The organism is Rhizobium sp. BK181 (assembly GCF_014193305.1).
In the GTDB taxonomy this organism is placed as follows: Bacteria; Pseudomonadota; Alphaproteobacteria; order Rhizobiales; family Rhizobiaceae; genus Rhizobium.
This window is the reverse complement of the sequence record NZ_JACHZA010000020.1, coordinates 19642-43303: the sequence shown is the minus strand read 5'-3', so window position 1 is coordinate 43303 and position 23662 is coordinate 19642. Positions and strand designations below refer to the sequence as shown.

Below are 23662 nucleotides of genomic sequence, written 5' to 3'. Positions count from 1 at the left end.
TGGACTAGTGGTCGTTCTGCTCGTCAATGACATCGCGCAAGGTCATGGCAGCCTCGGTTCGATTTCCAACGCCGAGCTTGGCCATGATCTGGGTCATATGATGCTTGATTGTCTTTTCATGCAACTCGAGCTTGCGGGCAACAAGTTTGTTGCTCATTCCCGACGCAACAAGGTGAAGCACCTCCTGCTCACGGTTTGTGAGCATTGAGATCGCGCTTTGCTTGCTCGGTTCGGGCGCGGCACGGTTGGACAGCAACCGTGCCGAAAGGGCCGGCGCCACATAGCTTTCACCATCTGCGACATTGCGAATGATTTCTGCAAGGGTTCTTGCCCCGACGCCTTTCAGGACATAGCCCTTCGCACCACGATCAAGTGCTGCCGTCACGTCGTCACTGGACTCCGACACGGTCAGCATGACGATCTTCTGCGTCGGTAGACGGTCCAGAATCGCGGAGATTGCATTCAAGCCGCCACCGGGCATCGAAATATCGAGGAGCAATACGTCGGGCTGCTGATCCTCTGCAACTTTGATGGCATCGTCCTTCGAGCTTCCTTCCGCGACGATCTTGAACCCCTCGATTTCTGACAGGCTCCGCGCCACTCCTTCCCTGAACAGCGGATGGTCATCGACCACTGCAACGCGGATTGCTGTTTTCATGACTGGCCGATCTCCTCAATCGTGACAGGTGGCACCGTGCTTTGGTAATCGAAGCCGGGGCCCGCATCGTCGGGCCGTCCAGTTTCGTCTGGACCGTGAACATTATTCCGATCGGCCTGCGCGTCAAACATTACGATGGTATGACGGTCCAGTTCAGACCATAGGTCCATGGCAGATCAGACCTTGGTCCTGCAAAGGCGGCCAGATTGGACTGACCGAGCGCCATCCCGCGGGCGCTTTTTGGCCGTTTCCGGAGAGACGCGGCCGGCGCCAAGCATTTGCCGAATCTCTCGAATCGAGCTAGTTCTCAAACTACGGAAATTTATCGAATTATCGCCATCTGGCGAAACAAGTGGCAAAACAATCATTCGCGAACGATGTCAGCATCTGGATCATTGAAGCGAACTGAGGGAAGAAACGTGAATCGGCATCTGAGCAGCCTCGACTTTATGCAGAGCTTTTCCACCAAATTGGAGCTTGCCCTGCAAAATCTTTCGATGGCGCAGTACCCACCTGACGCGCGCCGCGAGATGCGAAAATTCTCTTCGTCAGAGGTCGCAGGGCTTCTCGACGTGTCGGAAGCCTATATCAGGCAGATCGTTCTCAAGGAAAAAGGGCCAGCGCCCGAGACCACCACCAATGGCCGGCGCATGTACACGCTCGAGCAAATCCTCGAACTGCGCCTGATGCTCGCCGAAAAGGGCCGCAAAAAGTGGATGAACCCGAGACGCGTGGCCGGTGAAGAGTGCCAGATCCTCGCGGTCACCAACTTCAAGGGCGGATCGAGCAAGACGTCCACGACAATTCACCTTGGCCACTACCTCGCTCTGAAGGGCTATCGCGTCTTGGCAGTCGATCTCGATCCCCAGGCGTCACTGACCAGCCTGCATGGGATGCTTCCCGATTTCGATCCGCGCGAAGATGAGACGCTTTATGCGGCCATCCGCTTCACGGACCCGAAACCGACAAAGTCCCTCATCCACTCCACCCATATTGCTGGCTTCGATGTGATCTGTGCCGGTCTTGATCTGACCGAGTTCGAGACCGCGGTTGCACTCGAGATGCGCAAGAACGGGGGCACCAGCTTCCTGCTGCGCGTATCCCAGGCGCTTGAGCAGGTTGCCGATGATTATGACGTCATCCTGATGGATTCGGCCCCTTCCCTGAACTTCCTCACACTATCGTCCCTGACGGCTGCCACCGGCGTGATCATTCCGGTCCCCGCGCACATGCTGGACGTCGATTCAACGGGAAAGTTCCTGGAACTTGCTTCGTCCTACATGCAGATCCTGAGCGAGATGGGGACCTCTGCACAATGGGATTTTGCAAAGTTTCTCGTCACGAAGTTCGAGGCCAACGATCATCCACAAGCCAACATGACCGCATTGATGCGGCAGGTCTTCGGTGAGGACCTGCTGTTGAACATGGTAACCAAATCGACCGCGGTTGCCGATGCCCTGACCTGGAAGCAAAGCCTTTACGAGGTGCAGCGTTCGCGTTTCTCGGCACCCAAAACCTATGACCGAGCCATGGAGTCCATCAACGCTGCCAATGCCGAGATCGAGAAGCTGCTCTGGGCGGCATGGGGGCGCGAATGAGCCGCAAGGATTCCCGCGGAATGTTCGCCAACGTGCTCGGTCAGCTTGAGCAGCCGAGCGCCGCGCCGAGCGTGAAGCCCACCTCGTCCCCGCACCTCCTCAAGGTCGCGGCGGGGGTTCGGCAGATCCAGGAAAAAGGCGAGGCTCTCGACAGACTCCTGAAAGATGCAGACCATGTCGTGGACGTCGACCCGATTGACGTCGCGCCATCCTCGATCCCGGACCGCTTTGACGGCGCCTACGACGAGGCCGCAATCGAGGAAATAGCTGCGTCGATAAGGGAGCGCGGCCAGATCGTCCCCGGTCTCATCCGTCCTTTCAAGGGTGATGGTGCGCCCTATCAGATCGTGTTCGGGCGACGTCGCCTCGCCGCAGTCAAGATGCTTGGGTTGAAGTTCCGAGCAATCGTGCGTGACCTCAGCGATGAAGAAGCAATCATCTTTCAGGGCGAGGAGAACGCCAGCCGCAACGATCTGTCCTTTATCGAGAAATGTGCATTTGCGCTCTCGCAGGAGCAGGCAGGCTACCGGCGCGATGTCATCTGCGCATCACTTGCGACCGGAAAGTCGCATCTCTCCGAGATGCTGCGGATCGCAACGGCAATCCCGCGAGACGTTTTGGTGCAAATTGGTCCCTCGCCCGAGATTGGCCGTCGTCGCTGGATTGATTTCGCCGATGCATTCGCCGCCAGCCCGGGCGGGGCAGACCGTATCCGCCAGGCGCTCGGCCAGGACAGACATGGCGGCCCCAAGGATCGGTTTGCCGTCGCTCTCGCGGCTCTGAAGTCCGAAGCTGGCCCGGCGTCCTCACTGAAAGCCGCCACCGAAATTCGCGCAAACGGTTTTCTGATTGCGACTGTCAGTCATGCCAAGTCTGGGTCGAAGATCAGCTTCAACAAAGCGGTTGCGCCCAGTTTTATCGATTTTCTCAACGATCGCATGGAGTCGCTTCACAGCGAGTTCGTTCAGTCGACACAACGCAACAGCAAAGGATGATCATCGCAAAAGAAAAAAGCTCCCGAACGTTGCCGTCGCGGAAGCCCTTCTCATAGGTTAGCAGCTAGAGAATCGCATTTCCGTGAATCCCTGTCAAGTATGGGCACCTTTTTGGTGAGTGGATTTCTTTTGCCTTCGTCAAGGTGAAGGTGATGGAAACAGGACATGTGACGACGCCTTTCGGGCGGCGGCCGATGACGCTTGGCATGCTCTCCAGCCAGAAGGCGGCGAGCGAGCTCAAGCCCGATCAATCGGTCGACAAATGGAAGATTTACAGGGCGCTTTGCGAGGCAAAGCCACTGCTCGGCGTAACCGACCGGGCGCTGGCGGTCCTCAACGCCCTGCTCAGCTTCTACCCGGCAAATCTCCTTTCCGAGGAAAGCGGTCTTGTCGTCTTTCCGTCAAACAGCCAGCTTTCGCTGCGTTCGCACGGCATGGCGGAGCAGACCATCCGTCGCCATCTCGCCGTGCTTGTCGAGGCCGGCCTGATCATCCGCAAGGATAGTCCGAACGGGAAGCGGTACGCGCGCAGAAACAAGGAGGGCTCGGTCGGAGATGCGTTCGGTTTCTCCCTCGCTCCCTTGATCGTCCGGGCTGAGGAAATCGAGGCGCTGGCAGCTGAGGTCGCGGCGGAACGGCTGCATTTGCAAAGACTGCGCGAACAGTTCACCCTCTGCCGCCGGGATGTTTCCAAACTGATCGAGACCGCGATCGACGAGGAGCTTCCGGGCGACTGGGAAACGGCCTTCACCTATTTCCGTGAAATTGTCGACGCCGTGCCGAGAACGCCGGCAGCCGATGAAATAGCCGCAGCGCTGGAGGCAATGCAGATCTTGCGTGACGATATTGCCAACAGGCTGGAAACATTGTTGAAAGCAAAAAAACCGAGCGGCAATCCCGCCCGAAATGAACGGCACATACAGAATTCAAACCCCGACTCTATTTTTGATCTTGAACCCGCTTTTGAAAGAAAGCAGGAGGCAAATCCGGCGTCCCCGATTGAGCCCCCCGCTGAAAGGACGAGACAGAGATCAGATGGGCGCAGTGGGGTCAATCCGCAGGAGCGCGCCGGCAACGACAATTCGTTAAAGTCGTTCCCGCTCGGAATGGTTCTGCAGGCCTGCCCGGATATGGCAGGCTATGGCCCCGGGGGCTCGATTACCAATTGGCGAGACATGATGGCGGCAGCGGTTGTGGTTCGGGGCACCCTCGGTGTCAGTGCGTCAGCGTACGAGGACGCGTGCAACACGATGGGACCGGAGAACGCAGCGACCGTTATGGCGTGCATTCTCGAACGAGGCGGACACATCAATTCAGCTGGCGCATATCTGCGTGATCTGACGCGAAGGGCAGAGCGCGGCGAGTTCTCGATCGGTCCAATGTTGATGGCACTGGTTCGTGCACGAGGGGCCGGATCGCGCCGGGCCGGGTGAGGTCGACCTCGTGTCTCGAATAAGGCTGAACAGCTGGATGTGCTGGGACGAAGATCGATGCCTCGCCAACGGAACGGACACGATGCGAATAGGTCGCAACGTTGAATTGCTGTCGAAGCGGCCAGGGAGATGGGGCCGCCTGCGTGTGCCGAGGATCTTGGACCGACCCAAGCAGGGCCGGTCTTTAACGTGCATAGAGCTTTTAGGCTGGGCGCTTGTGAAGCGGTACGGCCCTGTGCCAGTTCTCGAGGATCCGGCCATCGGTATGGGACTGCGTCGCCCAGCGAATCCCGTTCGAAATCACCTTGTGCACGGTCTTGTCGTGGTAGATCGGATAAGTCTCGTGCCCAGGACTGAAGAAGAAGATGCGACCGCGGCCACGTCGGAATGTGCATCCGCTGCGGAACACCTCACCCCCAGAGTACCACGAGATAAAAACCAGTTCGTCGGGTGGAGGAATGTCGAAGGGTTCGCCGTACATTTCGGAAGCATTGACTTCGAAATAAGGGGGCAGCCCCTCGGCGATCGGATGGGATGGATCAACGACCCATACCCGCTCGAGATCCCCTTGTGGCGTTTCGCGCCAGGAGAGGTTTGCGTTGGTTCCCATCAAACGGCGAAACAGCTTCGAGTGATGGCCGGAATGAAGAACGAGCAGACCCATTCCCTTGAGGACACGTTGCTGGATCCGGTCGATCAGCGCGTCGCTTACCTCTTCATGCGCCATGTGCCCCCACCACAGAAGGACATCGGTGTCGTTGAGAAGAATGTCCGGCAATCCCTCATGCGGGTCATCGAGCGTTCCCCTGCGTATCTCGAAGTCGGCATTGGCGATCCCGGTCGCAATCGCGCCGTCGATACGGTCGGGATAGATTTCCTGAACCTCCTTGTGGAGTTGCTCGTGGCGGCCTTCGTTCCAGATGGTGACCTTGATTGTCATGGTATCCTCGATGTTATGAAGCTTTTGCCGGGCGAATGACGCGGCCGGCGGAATCGAACAGGTGGCAGGCGGAGGTGTCGACCGCCAGGGACACGCGATCGCCCGGTCGCACTGTGATGTCACCTTCGGAGCGGACAACAATCGGCTGTTCCTGCGAACCGACAGTCATGTATGTCTCGACGCCCAGCCGCTCGACGATCATGACCTCGGCCGAAAAGTCCCCCTGCCCTACCGCTGCGATCTTCAGGTGCTCAGGCCGGATGCCAAGAGTAGCCTCACCCTGTGGCACTATCCCACTCGCGTCCGTCAGGTCGAGCGAGAGACCAAACGGGCTCCGGACATGGGCCTGACCGGCGGTCGATCTGGTGATCGCGATCGGGATAGTGTTCATCTTCGGGGAGCCGATGAAAGTCGCAACGAATTCATTGTCAGGCTGATGGTAGAGCGTCATTGGAGCACCCTGCTGGGCAACGACACCTTTGTTGAGGACGACGATACGATCGGCCATGGTCATCGCCTCGACCTGGTCATGCGTCACGTAAACGACGGTTGCCTTCAGCTCGCGATGCAGGCGCTGCAATTCGGCACGCATCTGCACGCGCAGGGCGGAATCGAGATTGGACAAGGGCTCATCGAACAAGATCAGTGACGGCTTCTTGATGATGGCCCGACCGATCGCAACGCGCTGGCGCTGGCCGCCGGACAGGGCGGCCGGCCGACGATCGAGATAGTCGGTCAGTTGCAGGATCTCGGCGACCCCCTCGACCTGCCGGCGGATTTCGGCCTCCGGAACCTTCTTCAGGCTCAGTGAGAAGCCGATGTTCTCGGCCACGGTCATGTGCGGATAAAGGGCGTAGGATTGGAAGACCATGGCGATGCCACGCTTGTCGGGCGGCACGTCGTTGATCCGCTTGCCGTCAAGCATGAGATCGCCGTCGTCAATGCCCTCAAGACCGGCGATCATGCGCAGCAAAGTCGATTTTCCGCAGCCGGACGGGCCGACGAAAACCGCGAATTCGCCGTCTTCCACCGTGATGTCGACGCCCTTGATGACCTCCAAAGCGCCGTAGAATTTGCGAACGTTCCTGAGATTGATCATCGTAATGTACTTTCTGGTGTCAGCCTTTGACGCCGCCGGCAAATGTTTGCACGAGGAAGCGACGCGCAAAGCCGAAGGCTACGACTGCCGGCAGGAGGTAGATAAACGCGAGTGCCGCAAGCAGCCCGTAGTCTATCTCGTTGATGCGCAGAAATGCGCGGAACAGGCCGAGTGGCAGGGTCTGCAATTCCGGCGAAGAGAGGAAAATCAGCGGCAGCAGGAAGTCGCCCCAGGCAGACATGAAGGCGAACAGTCCGGCGGCAGCCAACCCCGGCAGCGCCAGCGGGATCAGCACACGGCGAATGCGCTGTATCAGGGTGGCGCCGTCCATCAGTGCCGCCTCTTCGTAGTCGCGTGGCAGACCGTCGAAGAACGTCTTCATGATCCAAAGGGCCAATGGCAGCTGCATTGTTGCAAGCACGAGGATCAAGCCGAGATAACCATCGATGAAACCGGTCCAGCGCATGATCGGTCGAGTGTATTCGCCGAAGATCGGCCTCAGAATGGCACCTTCAGCATTGTTCAATGTCAAAAGGAACTTGTAGAGCGGCACAACGAGCGCCGTCGGCGGAAGGACACGGATCAATAGGATGGCATAGAGAAACGGCAGCTTCCACCACGCTCGGGTTCGCGACAGCGCGTAGCCGCCAAGGCCGGCCAGCACCATCACCAGCACGGTCGCTCCACCGACAACGAAGAGCGAGTTGAACAGCCACTTCGCGCCGTCCTCCTTGGTAAACACGCGCAAGTAGTTCGCAAAGCTCCATTGCTCGGGCCAGCGAAGGAACAGCTGCGCGTTGCCGTCGAAGGAGGCGAGAAGCACCCAGAAGAAGGGAACGGCGCAAAAGATCGAGATCAGAGACAGCGTTGCGTAGGCAAGCAGGTCCGATCGGGTCTTGTTGGCATTTTCGCTCGGCGAGATCACTGCCATGTTAGACTTCCACCTTCATGGCCCTGACATAGCCGACGCCGAGAACCAGCGAGATCAGTAGTGCTACGACGGCGACAGCTGCGCCATAACCGAGTTGGAACGCTGTGAAGGATTGATTGTAAATGTAGATGCTGACCAGCTCCGTCGCCCCGCCGGGGCCACCGCGGGTCAGTGCGTAGACGAGGCCGAAGACGGCGATGGTCGAGACGGCGGAGATCAGCATATAGAGAAGGATCGTCGGCATCATCAGCGGCAAGGTGATGCGGCGGAACATCTGTGAAGGCGTTGCGCCATCCATACGGGCGGCCTCATATATCTCGTTTGGGATGGTGCTCAGACCAGCAGTCAACAGGATCATCGCCGTCGCGATGCCGCGCCACGTGTTGACGATGATGATCATCGACAGCGGAAAGATCTGCAACCAGTCGGCCGGCGTCACGCCGAAGAAGCTGACGATGCGGCTGAGCGTTGCCTGCTCGCCTCCGGCCAGCATCGAAATCCACATAAAGCCTGCAACCACCTCTGGTGCTGCGTTCGGAAGAAGGATGATCGAGGAGAAGAGGCGGCGGAAATGGATACGACGACGCAGCGCCATCGCCGAGACGAGGCCAAGCACGAATTGTCCGATGACTGCGGAGCCGACGACGAACAGGAAGGTGACGAGCAAGGAGTTCCAGAACTTCGCGTCGTTCAGAAGCCGCGCATAGTTGCGAATACCGACGAAGCGCGGCCGCAGTGCGGCAGCCCCAGTCAGCGCTTCATTGGTGAAGCTTAGGTAGATGGAGTAAAGCGCGGGATAGATCACGAAGGCCAGAAGCAGTGCAAGCGAGGGCAGCAGGATCAGAAGAAGCTGCCGTTCGGCGCGCCTTTCGTGGACGTTTCTGGCCATTGAAAGCTCTATAACTCATTTCGGAAGGGAAATCTGGAAACGCGGGCGGGCCCGCGTTTCCCTCGCAATGAGTAAGTAGACGCTTACTTTATGACCTCGTCGCCGAGCGTTTCCTTGACGTAGTCGACCAGGATTTTCTGTGCGCCGGCAGCATCGGTTTCCTTACGCAGGAGCGCTTCCGTTGCGCGGGCAACACCTTCGGAAACGGTGCCGAAGCCGGAAGCCTGCTTAAGGAAGGTGCCGTTCTCCGCCGCGGCATGGATCGGAACGAGTTCCGTCAGCTTCTGGAAGTCGGCGTTCTTCGCCGCATCCTTGCTGGACGGGATGTTGCCGATACGGGCCGCGTAAGAAACCTGTGTCTCCACCGAACCAATCTCCATCAGAGCCTTCTTGGCGAGTTCCACGTTGGCGGACTTGGAGTTGACGGCCCATGGGGCTGCCAGGTTGGCGAGAACATACTGACCGCCGGTTTGGCCGGGAACGGTCCAGGTGCCGACAACCTTGGTCACCTCAGGAATGGGGTTCTTGCTTTCACGACCCCAGTCGAAAATATAGCACCAGGAACCGCAAGTGGTTGCGGCCAGTTTGCCGGCCGGGAACATCTGATACTTTGGCACAACCCAGGGTTCAGGTCCGAGCAACGGCTGCGTTGGCATCAGGTCGTTGTCGATCAGCTGCTTGTAGACATCAAAAACATCCTTGATGCCCTCACCATTCAAATCGAGCTTACCGTTGGCATCAACGAGCTGCGGCGTCTTGGAACCGACGACCAGATGCTGAAAGCCTTCGTCGAAGGCGCCGCTTCCCCAGGAAACGCCGGCCGGGAAGAGCAGACCATATGCGCCGGTCTTCTTCTTGATTTCAGCGGCGCGATCGAGCAGTTCCTTCCAGGTCTTCGGCTGCTCGGTGGAGATGCCGGCCTTATCGAGAACGTCCTTGCGATAGTAGATTTCCTGAATGCCAAGCATGAACGGCATCACATAGGTTTCGCCATCCGGGCTGACGGCCAGCTGCTTGGCGACATCATAGAAATTGGCGTAGCCGTCCCATGCCTTGATTTCCTTGGTCACCGGCGCGAGGTAACCGGCCTCGACCATGTCAGCGACAGCGGCCGTCGTCGGGATGGAAAAGAGGTCCGGGGCGTTGCCGGCGCCGAGCTCGGTCAACAGCTTCGTCAGATAATCCTTGTCAGGCGCAGGGTATTCGACGACCTCGACGGTTACACCGTATTTCTTTTCGATCTTCTCGACCGTCGACTTCATGGCGTCGATGCCGGCCTGACCGTGATTGGCAATTCGGATTGTCTCGGCATGCGCCAGCGTGGAAACAGCGCCGAGCAGAATGGCGCACAGGCCACCAATGACCGTCTTCTTCAACGGAAGTCCTCCCTTTTGGTTCGCGGCGCCCTCCAGCACCACAGTCAAAAATGTACACGCATTCTTATTACTGGCAAGATGGATTTTAATGCGTTTTTTCATCTAACGCTAACACATTGAAAAGACGAGTTTTAATAAATCTTGTCTTCATTCGTTCATTTGTGTAACCGTATACACGCTGCATTCGGGAGGATTTTGGATGTCACAAAAATTGCGGCTTGGCGTCATTGGCGCAGGCCTGAAGGCGGCCGAGTATGCGGCAAGCTGGGCACGCATGCCCGAGATCGAATTTGTCGCGCTTGCCGATACGATGCCTTCCTCCCGAAAGCGCCTGATTGACGTATGCGTTGCCGCTGGAGCAGGCGCGCCGAAGAGCTTCGACGACTACCGAGAGATGTTGGCTTCCTGCCGAACGGAGCTGGATGTCGTCTATGTCTCGACGCCGCATGCGTTTCACGGTGAGCAGGCAACGGCTGTCGCGGAAGCCGGCCTCGACCTCTTCCTTGAAAAGCCGATGGTGACGACGGTGGCGGAAGCCGAACGGCTGATTGGGGCGCAGAAGAAGAGCGGTGTGACCATCGTAACCGCTTTCCAGGGCGGTCTTTCGCCCCTCGTGATCGATACGCGCAAACGGGCGCTTGCCGGGGAGTTCGGCCACCTGATTGCAATATCGGGGATGATCTGGGAAAGCTGGTCCGGCAACTATGACGGTCACTGGAAGCAACAGCCGGAGATTTCCGGCGGCGGTTTCATGTTCGACACCGGCGCCCACATGATGAACACTGTCTGCCTGCTGGCCAACTCGGACTTCGAGAGCGTGTCGGCCTATATGAACAATCACGGCAAGGAGGTCGACATTGCCACCGCGGTTTCGGCCCGCCTCAAGAACGGCGCGCTGGCGACGCTGACGGCTGCCGGCGAGGGTCCTCCCGGCTGCGCTTCCTACATCACCCTCTTCTATTCGAAAGCAATCGTTCGCATCGATGCCTGGGGCGGATGGCGCGAGATCAGCGTCGGGCGAAACGCCGAGCCGCGAGAAGAGGCGGAAATTCTCGGCAATCCGATGAAAAACTTCCTCGCCATTCGCGAAGGGACAATGGAAAACACCGGCTCCGTTGAAATGGGCCTGCGATTCGCTAGGCTCTGGGATGCAATCAAGGAATCGGCTGCGGCAGACGGGCTCCCCGTCCGGATCTCCGCGCCATAGACGTGGAAATGTAGAAATGAGCAAGCGACGGGTCACCTCGAAGGAACTGGCAAAGCTTGCTGGGGTGTCGTCTGCGACGATCTCGCGTGCCTTCTCGCCGGATTCCAGAATCGGAAGTGCAACGCGCGACCGCATCCTGGCCGTTGCTCGCGAGTATGGATACCAGCCGAATGCCATTGCGCGCTCGCTCAACAACCAGCGATCGAGGCTGGTGGCGCTGGTTGTCAACGCAATCGGCAATCCGTGCGAAGCAGAAGAGCAGCAACTACTCGTTCATCGCCTCCAGGCCAGGCAACTTCTGCCTATCATTCTGTGTTGTGCCGACCACGATGATCGGCTGCAGCTCATGCGCTTAGCCTCGACCTATCAGGTAGATCATGTCGTCGTCTTCTCCGACATGGTCTCGATGCAGGACGCGATCGACATCTTCCATACGACGAAGCCGATTATCGTCTCCTTTGAACCGCTCGACAATGAGATGGTCTCAAGCGTCCGGATAGACGGATCGGCCGCTGCTGACGAGATTATCGGCAAGATTGTCGGTGATGGGAAGAAGCGGTTCGCCTACCTCGCGGGAACGAAGTCAAGCTGGATCGACAAGCTGAGGCGCAGGTGGTTTGTCGAGGCCTTGGCCAAGCGCGGCCTGACGCTACAGGCCGAAGCCTTTGGCGACTACAGCTACGATTCCGGTTTCAAGGAGGCTGTTTTGCTTCTTCACCGCGCCAAGGTGGATGCCATCATCTGCGGCAACGACGTCATGGCAATTGGTGCGCGCGATGCGGCACGGCGCGTACTCGGGAAGAGCACGCCAGATGATATTGCCATCGTTGGACAGGACGGAATCGCGATGGCGGCATGGGATTGCAATGACCTGACGACGCTGAGCCTCGACCACGCGGCATTTATCGACGCGGTGATCGAGCTCATCGAGCGCCATGATGCCGAACTAGAAGGCCCCCACAGCATTACTCTGACCTGCACGGCCCGCTGGGGCTCGACTGCGTAGGAAAGAGCTATCGAGATCGCGCGACCACAACGTCTTCCGCCTCTTGGCGGCTCATACCAAGAACAGCCCTGCCTATGTCGAAGCTGAAACCGTTGCGTGCGAACGCGGCCATCTCCTTGGTCACGCGGTCGCGATCGCCGTCGCCTCGCCGAAATGGCCCGAAGGCGCGTTTGCGCGCGAAGACCACGGCGGCCAGCAAGTCGTCTGCTTCATCGAGCGCGGCGGTGACGGTTTCTCGATGGACACCCTTTTGTGACAGTTTCTGAGCGATGTGTCGCTTCGATCTGCCACTTCGAACCCCGGAGCGCGTCCTGATTTCAGCATAGACAGTATCGTTCAGCCCCGCATGCTTGTAGGCGAACGCGACGGCAAAGTCCGCAATCGCCTTGAGTTGCACCTCGCTGATGTCTGTGAATTTTTGCTTCGCCTTACGGATGATGGCATCGAACAGTTGTCTTTCCGTCATCATCTGCCGCTCGAGCCGATAGATCGTCGAGTTTCTGGCCCAGCTCAGCATGCGTGCAGTCGGGATATCGGATGGTGTCGGCTCGTTGCTCACGATTGAATGGCGTCCTTGTTGCTTATCTGTGAGAGGAGCCAAGCCGTGAACGCCAGGCCGAGCGTATGTTCTCGCTTACCATCCGGCGTCACCACATAGTAGTTGTTCTCGGTCGACATCGGTCGGTCGACAACGATTTTGAGTTTTCCGGAGCTCAGCTCCTGTTCGATCAGATATAGTGGCAGAAGCGCAAACCCCAGTGCCATTGAGGCTGCTTCGATGATCATCGAAAACTGGTCGAACCGGTTGCCTCGATAAGACGGATCGGCGTCGATGTCGCAGTGTTCGAACCACTGGCGCCAAAGTCTCGGGCGCGTCGCCAGATGCAGGAGAGGCTTGTCTACAAGTTCCGCTGCGCTCGCGACTGGATCAGATTTCAGCAGGCTCGGGCTGGCAACCGGAACGATCTTTTCGTCGCAGAGAAAGGTGCAGGTTGCGCGTGCCCAAATCGGCTGGCCGTAGTGAATGGCAAGATCAAAGCCTTCCTCCTCAAAGTCGAACGGCTCTGAGCGAGAGGCTATGTCGACGAGGGAACCTGGATGGATCGCCAGAAAATTTGGCAGCCGAGGCGTCAGCCAGCGGCTGCCGAATGTCGGCAAGGTGGCGATCGAAAGGGTTGCCGTGGCGCCGGAAGCCGCCCGGATCATCATCTCTTCCGTCTGGTGCAGGAGACGTCGTGCCTCCGGCAAAAGCCGCTTGCCGGCTTCCGACAGGATCGCTCGCTGCCGCACGCGTTCGAACAGGAGGACACCGAGCTGCGTTTCAAGGTCCTTGATTTGCCGGCTGACGGCGCTTTGCGTCAGGTTCAGTTCGAGGGCTGCCCTGGTGAAGTTGCCGTGGCGGGCGGCTGACTCGAAGGACTGCAGTGTAGTCAAGTCAGGCATAAGCTTTCGAGGCAAGGTCATTCCGAAACCGCATCATCTTAGCTTCATTTATCGTTATTCATCTACTCCACGCGCGATATGATCGCAATCCAGAATGAACTCTTCCAACTGGCACTGTGAGATAAATATGTCGACCAGAAGTTTCGTTTCTTCCTGCAGCATCCGCTCTGCATTTTCCGCGGCTATGTCTGCCATGTATCGGACCGAGGTGCCGGCCTACGGCACGCTGATGAATATCGTGGCCAGGGTAAACACGGCAACGCTCAACGCCGATCCGGCGCTTAAGCAGAGGCTTGAAGAAACCGATTCCCTGGAGCGTGTATCGGAAGAGCGACACGGCGCGATCCGTCTTGGGACGGCTGCAGAACTTGCGATGATGCGGCGCGTCTTCGCCGTTATGGGCATGTTTCCGGTCGGCTACTACGACCTTAGCGAGGCCGGGGTGCCGGTCCATTCCACCGCGTTCCGGCCGGTGGGCGATGCGGCCTTGAAGCGCAATCCGTTCCGCGTCTTCACCTCTCTCCTGCGTCTCGATCTGATTGCTGACGAGGCACTTCGCGCCGAAGCCGAGACGATCCTGCAGAAGCGTCAGATCTTCACCGCCGGTGCTGCCGAACTGACGGAAAAGGCCGAACAGCAAGGCGGTCTCGACGCGGACGATGCCAATCGCTTCGTTGCCGAGGTTCTGGAGACTTTCCGTTGGCACAATCAGGCCGATGTCGACCTCGCCATGTACAAGCGCCTGCATGATGCGCACCGGCTGATCGCCGATGTTGTCTCCTTCAAGGGCCCGCACATCAATCACCTGACTCCGCGCACGCTCGATATCGACGAAGTACAGCGCCTGATGCCGGAATATGGCATTGCGCCAAAGGCCGTTGTCGAGGGTCCGCCAAGCCGGCGCTGTGCCATTCTGTTGCGGCAGACGTCGTTCAAGGCGCTCGAGGAAGCCGTCTCTTTCCAGGGTGCGGATGGGACCTGGCAGCAAGGAACACATACGGCTCGTTTCGGCGAGATCGAAAGCCGCGGTATCGCCCTGACGCCGAAGGGCCGCGGCCTTTACGACAAGCTTTTGACGGAGTCGCGCAAGGTGGTGCGCCCGGCAGCCGATGGCTCGAACGCGAGAGCTTATGAAAAGGCGCTCGCCGATGCGTTCGTGCCTTTCCCTGACAGTTGGGCCGAAATTCGCGACCAGGGCCTTGGTTACTTCCGCTACTCGCTCACCCCAAAGGGCCAAAGCACGATTGCCTCGGCTGATGTGACCATTGATCAGCTCGTGGCGGATGCTCTCGTCTGCTTCGACCCGATCGTCTACGAGGACTTCCTGCCCGTCAGCGCGGCTGGCATCTTCCAATCCAACCTCGGCGACGAGGCGGCGCAGGATTTTACCGCAAACCCCAACCAGCAGCGCTTCGAGCGCGATCTCGGTGCCTCGGTTCTTAACGAATTCGACCACTACGCCGGTATCGAGGCGCAATCGATCGCTGAGTGCCGCGCCCTTCTGACCGCGGCGCAAGCGGCTGAATAAAGCGACAGCTGAAACCGACAATCCTCCAGAACATCAGAGAGTTTTTCACATGACCATCGCAGCAAGAACAGTGAATGTAACCCAGGAAACCGTCGCACTTCTCGACAAGATCGGCGTCGACAAGGCGCTCTACACCGGTGGAGACATGGCCTCTTACAGCCCGGTCACGGGTGAACAGCTCGCTGCCCTGAAGACGGACAGCCGTGATGCCGCGACCGCGAAGATCGAAAAAGCCGCCCGCGCCTTTCAGGCCTGGCGCCTGGTTCCCGCGCCCAAGCGCGGCGAACTCGTTCGCCTGCTCGGCGAGGAACTGCGCGCGGTGAAGACGGAGCTTGGCCGACTGGTGTCGATCGAGGCCGGCAAAATTCCGTCCGAAGGTCTTGGTGAAGTGCAGGAAATGATCGACATCTGCGATTTTGCCGTCGGTCTGTCCCGCCAGCTCTACGGCCTGACGATCGCAACCGAACGCCCCGGCCATCGGATGATGGAAACCTGGCATCCGCTCGGTGTCGTCGGTGTCATCTCCGCCTTCAACTTCCCGGTTGCCGTCTGGGCCTGGAACGCCGCGCTGGCGTTGGTTTGCGGCAATGCCGTCGTCTGGAAGCCTTCGGAGAAGACGCCGCTGACCGCGCTCGCTTCGCAGACGATCCTGCAGCGTGCCATTGCCCGTTTCGGCGACGCGCCGGAGGGTCTGAGCGAAGTGCTGATCGGCGATCGTGCCATCGGCGAGATTCTGGTCGATAACCCGAAGGTACCGGTGGTATCCGCGACGGGCTCGACCCGCATGGGCCGGGAAGTCGGTCCGCGGCTGGCGCGCCGTTTTGCCCGTTCGATCCTCGAGCTCGGCGGTAACAACGCGGGTATCGTCTGCCCGTCTGCCGATCTCGACATGGCGCTGCGCGCCATCGCCTTTGGTGCCATGGGCACGGCAGGCCAGCGTTGCACGACGCTTCGCCGTCTCTTCGTGCACGAAAGCGTCTACGACCAGCTCGTGCCGCGCCTGAAGAAAGCCTATGCCAATGTCTCGGTCGGCAACCCGCTCGAAACGACGGCGCTTGTCGGTCCGCTGATCGACAAGCTTGCCTTCGACGGCATGCAGAAGGCGCTTGGCGAGGCGAAGGCCCATGGCGGCGCCGTCAACGGCGGTGAGCGCGTCGCAATGCCCCACGACAAAGCTTACTACGTCAAGCCGGCGCTGGTGGAAATGCCCGCGCAGGTCGGCCCAGTGCTGGAAGAAACGTTCGCGCCAATCCTTTACGTGATGAAATACAACGACTTCGACAAGGTGATCGAAGACCACAACGCTGTCGGCGCTGGTCTCTCCTCCTCGATCTTCACGCTGGACCTTCGCGAAGCCGAGCGTTTCCTCTCGGCCGACGGATCCGATTGCGGCATCGCCAACGTCAACATCGGGACTTCGGGTGCCGAAATCGGCGGAGCGTTTGGTGGTGAGAAGGAAACCGGCGGCGGTCGCGAGTCTGGCTCCGACGCGTGGAAGGCTTACATGCGCCGCGCTACCAACACGGTGAACTACTCCAGGGCTCTGCCACTTGCGCAGGGCGTCTCCTTCGAAATCGAATAGGAGCTGATATGACGATCGATGTGAAAATGGAGGCGGGTTTTAGGCCCGCCTCGAGGATATCTTCTATCGGTGTCTCCGAGATCCTACAGATCGGTGCACGCGCCGCGGCCATGAAGCGGGAAGGCAAGCCGGTCATCGTCCTTGGCGCCGGCGAACCTGATTTCGAAACGCCCGACCATGTCAAGCAGGCAGCCTGGGACGCCATGCAGCGTGGGGACACCAAATACACCGCGCTCGACGGCACGCCGGCGCTGAAGGAGGCGATCCGCACCAAGTTTCAGCGCGAGAACGATGTTTCTTTCGACGTGAGCGAGATAACGGTCGCCACCGGTGCAAAGCAGATCCTCTTCAACGCGATGATGGCGACTATTGATGCGGGTGATGAGGTTATCATCCCCACGCCCTACTGGACGTCCTATTCCGACATTGTCCAGATCTGCCAAGGAAAGCCGGTTCTCGTCCCCTGCGATGCGCAAAGCGGCTTTCGGCTTACGGCCGAGAAGCTCGAGGCGGCGATCACGCCGCGGACACGCTGGCTATTATTGAACTCGCCATCCAACCCATCCGGCGCAGCCTATAGCGCCGCTGACTACCGCCCGTTGCTGGATGTGCTCCTCAGACATCCGCATGTCTGGCTGATGGTCGACGACATGTACGAACACATCGTCTATGACGATTTTCGTTTCGTCACGCCGTTGCAGTTGGAGCCGCGTCTGCGTGAACGCACGCTTACGATCAACGGCGTCTCCAAAGCCTATGCCATGACGGGCTGGCGCATCGGCTATGCCGGCGGCCCGAAGGCGCTCATCAAGGCGATGGCGGTCGTACAGAGCCAGGCAACGTCCTGCCCCTCCTCGATCAGTCAGGCGGCGGCCGTTGCGGCACTCAGCGGACCGCAGGATCTTCTTGCGGAGCGAACCGAAAGCTTCAGGCGGCGTCGCGATCTGGTCGTTTCGGGGCTCAACGCCATCGATGGTCTTGATTGCCGCACGCCCGAAGGTGCTTTTTATACCTTTTCCGGCTGCGGTGGAATTCTCGGCCTGACAACGGCAAGCGGCCGCAGGATCACGACGGACAGCGAGTTCTGCGCCTACCTGCTCGAAGAGGCGAATGTCGCCGTTGTGCCGGGCTCGGCCTTCGGCCTGTCTCCCTTCTTCAGGATCTCCTACGCCTCGGCGCAGGCAGATCTCAAAGAGGCGCTGGAGCGTATCGCGGTTGCTTGCCAACGGCTCGGTTGAGCCACGGCGTGCGAGGCGGGTTTTGCCGGCTTCGCGCACTGTCTGCCTATCGTTGACGGAAGTTCGGCCTTCGCCAGAGTTAAAATGCAAAAACGCCCGGATCGTCTCCGGGCGTTTTCTCTTGCTTAAGTTTTGGCCGGCTGATCAACCAGCAATCTTTTCGCCGTAAGCCTTCTGCGCATAGTAGTGGCCGAAGCGGCTGTCGAGGAACGCATCAAGTCCGACATCTTCCTGGCGGATGAAGCCCTTCGCCGGCAGATCGCCCTTCGCCAACATGTCGAGAACGGCGCAAATGCTGCAGGCGGTCGTGATCTGGATGGCGCTCATCATGCGGCCGGCAACAACGGCGCTGTAGACCTTGTTGGCATAGGTTTCCTGTACAAGGCGACCGGTCTTCCAACCGGACACGGTGACGAAGACGATGACGACGTCCTGCATGGTGGACGGCAGTGCGTGCTCGAGGATATCCTTGAGGACTTCGCGGCGATGGCGCAGGCCGAGATCGCTGAGCAGCGCCTTCATGATGGCGGCGTGGCCGGGATAGCGGATGGTGCGATAATTCAGCGTGCGAACCTTGCCCTTCAGCGTCTCGCAGAGCGTGCCGAGTCCACCCGAGGTGTTGAAGGCCTCGTAGGTCACGCCGTCGAGCGAGAATTCTTCGCGCTCTTCCAGCGCCGGCACTTCGATCAATTGTCCGTCGACGATCGCTTCACACGGCTCGATGTATTCGTTGATAACGCCGTCGGTGCTCCAGGTCAGATTGTAGTTGAGCGCATTCGACGGATATTGCGGCAAAGCCCCAACGCGCATGCGCACGCTATCGAGTTTGTCGAAGCGGCTGGCAAGATCGTTGGCGACGATCGAGATGAAGCCTGGCGCGAGGCCGCATTGCGGGATGAAGGCGGTGGACGCGTTCGCAGCAATCGCCTTGACGCGGCGGGTGGATTCGACGTCTTCGGTTAGGTCGAGGTAGTGCACGCCGGCCTCGGCGGCAGCCTCGGCGATCGCGATCGTCAGGTGGAACGGAGCAGCACTCAGGACGGCGAATTTGCCGGAGAGCAGTTTGACCACGGCGGCATGGTCAGCGATATCGATTTCCGCCAGGCTGAGGGCGGAATTCGCCTCCATGTGTTCCAGTTGCTGCTTGCTGCGATCGGCAAGCGTAACGTGATAGTCGCCGGAATGGATGAGAAGGCGGGCAATCGTTGAGCCGATCTTGCCGGCACCGATGACGACGATGTTTTTCATATGTGTTCCCCTAACTGGATCCAAAAATCTTTATGGCCTTTTTATTCACGTCAGGTTGGTTGATTCAAAGCGCCATATTGATAAGAATGACCGCCGTATTTTGGCGGATTGCCGCCGGAGATGGTCAATATGACGATGAGCGACAAAGATCGGCAGCTTTTGTCGATCCTCAGCGAGAATGCCCGCATACCGACGGCCATGTTGGCCCGCAAGCTTGGCCTGTCACGCACGACAGTCCAGGCGAAGATTGAGCGGCTGGAGCGGGACGGCGTCATTGCGGGCTACGGTGTGCGCCTGTCGGAGTCTTTCGAAAGCGGGCAGATAAAGGCGCATGTGCTCATCACGCTGGCAGCGAAGGCACTTGGGCGCGTGACGCTTGAGCTACAGGCGATCGCGCACGTCCGCGTCGTCTATTCCGTTAGCGGCAGCTTCGACATGATCGCAATCGTTGCCGCGGAATCCATCAGCGAGCTCGATACGGTCATTGACAAGATCGGCGAGATCGAGGGGGTCGAAAAGACCCTCTCGTCGATTATCCTATCGACGCGCGTCAACCGTTAGAGTAGTCCGGTCGCATTGCGCGCACCATTTTGGTGGCTGGCCGGTGGGGCGTTGCGCCCCTGACATCGGCGCTGGTGGCTGACAATGATTGGTTTCGGTCGATCGAAGACGGGCCCGACGTATTCGCGCTGCAACGCGTGACGGAAGATGCTCGGTTGTTTCTCCGGATTGTCCAAGCGTTAAGGTCGCCCGTTGCAGCGCTTAAGGTAACTGCCTCCGGTGCGTTCATCGTGTGACGATGCCCGCGACTGTCTGCCGATTGTCGCTTCCGGGCGGGTAGCATGCGCGCCGCTGCCAAGGATTGTTTTGGGTGCTGACACAGGATCCAGGCCGCTGGCATGGTATCTCGGAAACGTCGAATTGATGTGGCTGCTCGAACGCCAGTGTGCCGAGGCGCCGTCATTTCAGTTGCGTTGACGGCGTGTGTGGACAAGCGGGAGACGATGCCCGCACTATTCGCGGCGGGCTTTCACCGGCGTCACGTCTTTCCCTGCGCATTGGTGGAGAGGAGGTATGAATTTGACGAGCGGCGCTCGATGGTACGTCATCATCATCTGGCAGATTAGGGCCGTCGCATCAGAAGTTTGCCGAGGATGAACTCACGTTGGTGATACGTCCGCGCCGGCAGGTTAACGCTTTTCTCGAGCCATGAATTTGTTTTGCCGTCGCAGCAACAGGCCTGTTGCCGGATCATTGTGAGAGAGAGCCGATGTGCGTGAGATCGTCGGTTTCTGGACGCGCCTGGAACGCGCAGCTTTTTGCATTCTGTCACAATTAGCGGCGCGGTGGTGATCTAGGCTGGAACATCCTCACCGCTGGCGCACGGCTCCAAGGACCGTCGATTGCAGACCACGCTCCCGTTTCTGGAGGTTCGGGGGCGGCCGCCTATGTATGTCAACCGAAGTCCTTTTGGCGGCCACGTCGACCTGGACCCGTCGGAAAGTTCCCCGCGGGGAACGATCCAAGCTTGAGTTCGAAGCGCGCCAGAAACCGATGTCGGAATTCTGCAGGGCGGTTTAAGTGGCTAAATGTTCAGCAGCAAGCGCTTCCTGCTCCCGTTTGGTTCTGGATGCGCGTTGGCTTCGATTTGGTGATGACACTAATGGTCAGGGTGCCAGACCAAAATGGCCTGTCTGATAGGACGGGGTCGCTCTGAGCCTGCGGTGGAGGCCCCGGTTGGCATGCAGCAATGGGGTCGTTTTTCAGAGTGTGATGGACAACACGGGCCGGCCAACGCTGACTGCCAATAGGGCGCGTACCGTGGGAATGGCGAGGCGTCGGGTTTGTGCTGGCAGCCGCAGCGCGATCAGGGTTCATCGGGCACTTGCTCATCGGGCACTTGCCGTCGCGATATTTGAGAGTTCCCCGCGGGGAACCTTGGCATGGCTCGCATGCCCTCGACTGCTCAGGGTCTCATGCGTGCCTCTGGAAATGATGGTTGGCGACACTTCGGTGCGCGGACTAACCGAAGGCTGTCTCCTGTCCTCGGCAAGGATTGATCAGTTTATTCAGTAGAAAGTTCCCCGCGGGGAACTGCAGGATATCGATCGGAGGATGGTTGTCGTGCGGTGAGCAGACGCGTCTTCCTGGCCCAGAACCACGCACTCATAAAGCCGCCGGACGGGGAAGATTTGTCGTAACTGCGGTTGACAAATCACCCCCCAATCCGGGATTCTGAAAGAGCGGAATGACCACGGCAGCGAAAGAATCGACTCTGAGAGACCGATTTTTGTCCCTTGACCGACGCTTGTCGCCCGCAAGCACGGCCCGAAAGCGCAAGTCCGGGAAAAGTTGCGTCATGCATAGCGGAAGTAACGACCGTATTTGCTGCCGTAACGAAAAAACATCATGGTTAACCAAGTATTTAACGGCGCCTCTCGCAGACTCAGCAGACACTCCTGAAACGCTCAACACATGTCGAAAGTACCTGTTCGCCAGGCTGCTTCCACCAGTTCCCGGCCGAAAAGATCTCGACCTCCTGCGCTCCATGGTAGCCGGCGGCCTCAATCGAACGGCGGATTCCTCTAAGGTCGATCACGCCGTCCCCCATCATCCCGCGATCGAGCAAAAGGTCCGTTGTTGGCACCAGCCAGTCGCAGATGTGGTGGGCGAGGATCCGGCCAGCTGCTCCCGCCCGGGAGATCTGCTGTTCGAGTTTGGGGTCCCACCACACATGGTACACGTCGATTGCGACACCTATCCCGTCACCGAGAAGATCGCAGATGTCGAGCGCCTGCTCGAGGGTATTCACACAGGCTCGGTCGGCTGCATACATCGGATGGAGAGGTTCGATGGCGAGCGGTATGCCGGCGGAGCGTGCGTGCGGGAGGATCTGGGCGATACCGTCGGCCACCATCTCGCGGGCCTCAGCGATGTTTCTTGATCCGACAGGCAGACCACCGACAACAAGGACGAGGCAGTCGGCGTTAAGAGCCGCTGCCTCGTCGATGGCCTTCCTGTTGTCGTCGATTGCCGTGGCGCGGGCCGCTGGATTGCCAGCAGGAAACATGCCGCCGCGGCATAGTCCCGTCACTTTCAATCCGTTTTCGGCGACAATGCGCGACGCCTCCGCAAGACCGATCGCGTGAACCTGGTCGCGCCATGGAGCGATCGCGACGATATCCTGTCTGAGGCATGCATCGACGGCCTGCCGCATGTTGTACTGTTCGCGGACGGTCGCGAGGTTGATCGATAGGCCGTCGACTGGCATGCGCGTTTCTCCCTTCCCACGTCATTGCGTGACGTGCTCTTGGTTTTTCAGATTCCAGCTGTTGCGAGGATTGTCTTCATTCGTTCAGTTGCCAGATCCGGGTCCCGAAGCACCCGGGCCTGGTCGGCAAGCCGGAACAACTCGGCAAGATGAACCATCGAGCGAGTGCTCTGCTGACCGCCGAGCATCTGGAAATGGCTCTGGAAGCCGTTGAGGTAGGCAAGGAAGACAACGCCGGTCTTGTAGAACCGCGTCGGCGCCTTGAAGATGTGCCGAGACAACGGCACGGTCGGGGCGAGAATGGCGTGGAATCCTGTGAGGTCGTCTGCTGCGAGCCTATGCAAGGCGGCGCTGGCCGCAGGGGCAATGGCATCGAAAATTCCAAGCAGCGCGTGAGAATATCCCTTCTCGTCGCCTGCGATGAGTTCTGCATAGTTGAAGTCATCGCCGGTATACATCTTTACCGCAGGATCGAGCCGGCGACGCATGACGATTTCCTTCTCGGCCGAAAGAAGGGAAATCTTCACGCCATCTACCCGGCTCGCGTGGTCGTTGATGATGGCGAGCGCTGTCTCCATGGCCGCCATATCGTCACGGGATCCCCAATAACCCGCAAGAGCGGGGTCGAACATGTCACCGAGCCAATGGATGATCACCGGTTCGCGGACCTGTCGCAGGATCCGGTCATAGACCCGGACATAGTCTTCGGGACTTTTCGCTGCGGCGGCCAGGGCGCGGCTCGCCATCAGAATGATACGACCTCCCTGCCCCTCGATATAGTTCACCTGTTCTTCATAGGCCCGAATCACGTCGTCGATGCCGACGTCAGGCCCGGGAATGAGATGATCCGTGCCTGCGCCGTAGGCGATCAATGCATCGGAACGATTGCGCGCGGCGGACTGGACCTCTGCAATCAGCTCCCTGGCTCCCGCCCAGTCGAGCCCCATGCCGCGTTGGGCTGTGTCCATGGCTTCTGCAACGCCAAGGCCGAGGTCCCACAGGTGTTCGCGAAACGCCACCGTGCGCTCCCAATCTATATTGCGGTCGAGCCAGGGATCGTTGTCGGCCAGGGGATCGACGACCACGTGTGCTGCTGCATAAGCGACGCGATTGAATGCATGTCCGCCGGCCGGGCGCTCGGGCGCGGCCAGTGGTTGGTTGGCGATGGTGTAGTGCTGGAGCGTGCGGCCAGAAACAGGAAGGTGGAGTGTCGTCGCCAT

20 protein-coding genes are annotated in these 23662 nt (G+C 59.2%); 9 read left to right on the top strand and 11 right to left on the bottom strand.

Going from position 1 to position 23662, the window contains the following annotated elements; translation table 11 throughout:
• Positions 1–4: 4 nt before the first annotated feature.
• Positions 5–658, bottom strand: coding sequence for a response regulator transcription factor (locus FHT77_RS26975; RefSeq protein ID WP_183758125.1), 654 nt, complete (start codon positions 656–658; stop codon positions 5–7).
• 419 nt (positions 659–1077) lie between these two features.
• On the opposite strand from FHT77_RS26975, the gene repA reads away from it, so the two are divergent.
• The 3 genes from repA to repC all read left to right on the top strand — a co-directional run bounded on the left by repA (position 1078) and on the right by repC (position 4684).
• Positions 1078–2256 carry a plasmid partitioning protein RepA gene (gene repA, locus FHT77_RS26970; RefSeq protein WP_183758123.1) on the top strand — a complete coding sequence of 393 codons (1179 nt, stop codon included), beginning with the start codon at positions 1078–1080 and terminating at the stop codon, positions 2254–2256.
• Positions 2253–3251 (top strand): plasmid partitioning protein RepB, encoded by a 999-nt coding sequence (gene repB, locus FHT77_RS26965; protein ID WP_183758121.1) that lies wholly within the window; start codon positions 2253–2255, stop codon positions 3249–3251. The genes repA and repB overlap by 4 nt, the downstream gene beginning before the upstream one ends.
• A 152-nt stretch (positions 3252–3403) precedes the next feature.
• Positions 3404–4684 carry a plasmid replication protein RepC gene (gene repC, locus FHT77_RS26960; RefSeq protein ID WP_183758119.1) on the top strand — a complete coding sequence of 427 codons (1281 nt, stop codon included), beginning with the start codon at positions 3404–3406 and terminating at the stop codon, positions 4682–4684.
• Between the two features lie 202 nt (positions 4685–4886).
• Here repC and FHT77_RS26955 read toward each other — a convergent pair whose 3' ends face one another.
• From FHT77_RS26955 to FHT77_RS26935, 5 genes are all read right to left on the bottom strand, one after another.
• Positions 4887–5624 (bottom strand): ThuA domain-containing protein, encoded by a 738-nt coding sequence (locus tag FHT77_RS26955; RefSeq protein WP_183758117.1) that lies wholly within the window; start codon positions 5622–5624, stop codon positions 4887–4889.
• A 13-nt stretch (positions 5625–5637) separates the two neighbouring features.
• Positions 5638–6723 (bottom strand): ABC transporter ATP-binding protein, encoded by a 1086-nt coding sequence (locus tag FHT77_RS26950; RefSeq protein WP_183758115.1) that lies wholly within the window; start codon positions 6721–6723, stop codon positions 5638–5640.
• A gap of 19 nt (positions 6724–6742) precedes the next feature.
• On the bottom strand, positions 6743–7654 hold the full coding sequence (locus FHT77_RS26945; RefSeq protein WP_183758113.1) for a carbohydrate ABC transporter permease: 912 nt from the start codon (positions 7652–7654) through the stop codon (positions 6743–6745).
• 1 nt (position 7655) lies between these two features.
• Positions 7656–8543 (bottom strand): carbohydrate ABC transporter permease, encoded by an 888-nt coding sequence (locus FHT77_RS26940; protein ID WP_183758111.1) that lies wholly within the window; start codon positions 8541–8543, stop codon positions 7656–7658.
• A gap of 83 nt (positions 8544–8626) precedes the next feature.
• Entirely contained in the window at positions 8627–9919 is a 1293-nt protein-coding gene (locus tag FHT77_RS26935; RefSeq protein ID WP_183758109.1) for an ABC transporter substrate-binding protein, read from the bottom strand.
• Between the two features lie 199 nt (positions 9920–10118).
• On the opposite strand from FHT77_RS26935, the gene FHT77_RS26930 reads away from it, so the two are divergent.
• On the top strand, positions 10119–11126 hold the full coding sequence (locus tag FHT77_RS26930; RefSeq protein WP_183758107.1) for a Gfo/Idh/MocA family protein: 1008 nt from the start codon (positions 10119–10121) through the stop codon (positions 11124–11126).
• A 16-nt stretch (positions 11127–11142) separates the two neighbouring features.
• Entirely contained in the window at positions 11143–12132 is a 990-nt protein-coding gene (locus FHT77_RS26925) for a LacI family DNA-binding transcriptional regulator (RefSeq protein ID WP_183758105.1), read from the top strand.
• A 7-nt stretch (positions 12133–12139) separates the two neighbouring features.
• Here FHT77_RS26925 and recX read toward each other — a convergent pair whose 3' ends face one another.
• Positions 12140–12691, bottom strand: coding sequence for a recombination regulator RecX (recX, locus tag FHT77_RS26920; RefSeq protein WP_183758104.1), 552 nt, complete (start codon positions 12689–12691; stop codon positions 12140–12142).
• On the bottom strand, positions 12688–13596 hold the full coding sequence (locus FHT77_RS26915) for a LysR family transcriptional regulator (protein WP_183758103.1): 909 nt from the start codon (positions 13594–13596) through the stop codon (positions 12688–12690). The genes recX and FHT77_RS26915 overlap by 4 nt, the downstream gene beginning before the upstream one ends.
• A 106-nt stretch (positions 13597–13702) precedes the next feature.
• Here FHT77_RS26915 and FHT77_RS26910 point away from each other — a divergent pair, with 106 nt between their 5' ends.
• From FHT77_RS26910 to FHT77_RS26900, 3 genes are read left to right on the top strand one after another with little or no spacing between them, the layout of a single operon-like run.
• The gene (locus tag FHT77_RS26910) at positions 13703–15103 is read left to right on the top strand and encodes a VOC family protein (RefSeq protein WP_183758101.1); all 1401 of its coding nucleotides are present in this window, start codon (positions 13703–13705) and stop codon (positions 15101–15103) included.
• A 49-nt stretch (positions 15104–15152) separates the two neighbouring features.
• Entirely contained in the window at positions 15153–16685 is a 1533-nt protein-coding gene (locus FHT77_RS26905; RefSeq protein ID WP_183758099.1) for an aldehyde dehydrogenase family protein, read from the top strand.
• A gap of 8 nt (positions 16686–16693) precedes the next feature.
• Positions 16694–17923: a pyridoxal phosphate-dependent aminotransferase gene (locus tag FHT77_RS26900; RefSeq protein WP_183758097.1), complete on the top strand. Its 1230-nt coding sequence runs from the start codon at positions 16694–16696 to the stop codon at positions 17921–17923.
• Between the two features lie 144 nt (positions 17924–18067).
• On the opposite strand, the gene FHT77_RS26895 is transcribed toward FHT77_RS26900, so the two are convergent.
• Positions 18068–19171 (bottom strand): saccharopine dehydrogenase family protein, encoded by a 1104-nt coding sequence (locus FHT77_RS26895; protein WP_183758096.1) that lies wholly within the window; start codon positions 19169–19171, stop codon positions 18068–18070.
• A 129-nt stretch (positions 19172–19300) separates the two neighbouring features.
• Between FHT77_RS26895 and FHT77_RS26890 the strand changes: the two genes are divergently transcribed.
• Positions 19301–19732: an Lrp/AsnC family transcriptional regulator gene (locus FHT77_RS26890; RefSeq protein ID WP_183758094.1), complete on the top strand. Its 432-nt coding sequence runs from the start codon at positions 19301–19303 to the stop codon at positions 19730–19732.
• 1885 nt (positions 19733–21617) lie between these two features.
• On the opposite strand, the gene FHT77_RS26885 is transcribed toward FHT77_RS26890, so the two are convergent.
• Complete coding sequence (locus FHT77_RS26885; protein ID WP_183758092.1) at positions 21618–22442, bottom strand: sugar phosphate isomerase/epimerase; 825 nt, start codon at positions 22440–22442, stop codon at positions 21618–21620.
• Positions 22443–22489: 47 nt separating this feature from the next.
• Positions 22490–23662: a dihydrodipicolinate synthase family protein gene (locus tag FHT77_RS26880; RefSeq protein WP_183758090.1), complete on the bottom strand. Its 1173-nt coding sequence runs from the start codon at positions 23660–23662 to the stop codon at positions 22490–22492.

Excerpts from the sequence above, each read along its gene's own strand:
- FHT77_RS26975 (WP_183758125.1), bottom strand. The coding sequence starts at position 658 with ATGAAAACAGCAATCCGCGTTGCAGTGGTCGATGACCATCCGCTGTTC.
- repB (WP_183758121.1), top strand. The coding sequence starts at position 2,253 with ATGAGCCGCAAGGATTCCCGCGGAATGTTCGCCAACGTGCTCGGTCAG.
- repC (WP_183758119.1), top strand. The coding sequence starts at position 3,404 with ATGGAAACAGGACATGTGACGACGCCTTTCGGGCGGCGGCCGATGACG.
- FHT77_RS26955 (WP_183758117.1), bottom strand. The coding sequence starts at position 5,624 with ATGACAATCAAGGTCACCATCTGGAACGAAGGCCGCCACGAGCAACTC.
- FHT77_RS26950 (WP_183758115.1), bottom strand. The coding sequence starts at position 6,723 with ATGATCAATCTCAGGAACGTTCGCAAATTCTACGGCGCTTTGGAGGTC.
- FHT77_RS26945 (WP_183758113.1), bottom strand. The coding sequence starts at position 7,654 with ATGGCAGTGATCTCGCCGAGCGAAAATGCCAACAAGACCCGATCGGAC.
- FHT77_RS26940 (WP_183758111.1), bottom strand. The coding sequence starts at position 8,543 with ATGGCCAGAAACGTCCACGAAAGGCGCGCCGAACGGCAGCTTCTTCTG.
- FHT77_RS26930 (WP_183758107.1), top strand. The coding sequence starts at position 10,119 with ATGTCACAAAAATTGCGGCTTGGCGTCATTGGCGCAGGCCTGAAGGCG.
- FHT77_RS26925 (WP_183758105.1), top strand. The coding sequence starts at position 11,143 with ATGAGCAAGCGACGGGTCACCTCGAAGGAACTGGCAAAGCTTGCTGGG.
- FHT77_RS26915 (WP_183758103.1), bottom strand. The coding sequence starts at position 13,596 with ATGACCTTGCCTCGAAAGCTTATGCCTGACTTGACTACACTGCAGTCC.
- FHT77_RS26910 (WP_183758101.1), top strand. The coding sequence starts at position 13,703 with ATGTCGACCAGAAGTTTCGTTTCTTCCTGCAGCATCCGCTCTGCATTT.
- FHT77_RS26905 (WP_183758099.1), top strand. The coding sequence starts at position 15,153 with ATGACCATCGCAGCAAGAACAGTGAATGTAACCCAGGAAACCGTCGCA.
- FHT77_RS26900 (WP_183758097.1), top strand. The coding sequence starts at position 16,694 with ATGACGATCGATGTGAAAATGGAGGCGGGTTTTAGGCCCGCCTCGAGG.
- FHT77_RS26895 (WP_183758096.1), bottom strand. The coding sequence starts at position 19,171 with ATGAAAAACATCGTCGTCATCGGTGCCGGCAAGATCGGCTCAACGATT.
- FHT77_RS26890 (WP_183758094.1), top strand. The coding sequence starts at position 19,301 with ATGACGATGAGCGACAAAGATCGGCAGCTTTTGTCGATCCTCAGCGAG.
- FHT77_RS26885 (WP_183758092.1), bottom strand. The coding sequence starts at position 22,442 with ATGCCAGTCGACGGCCTATCGATCAACCTCGCGACCGTCCGCGAACAG.
- FHT77_RS26880 (WP_183758090.1), bottom strand. The coding sequence starts at position 23,662 with ATGGCGACGACACTCCACCTTCCTGTTTCTGGCCGCACGCTCCAGCAC.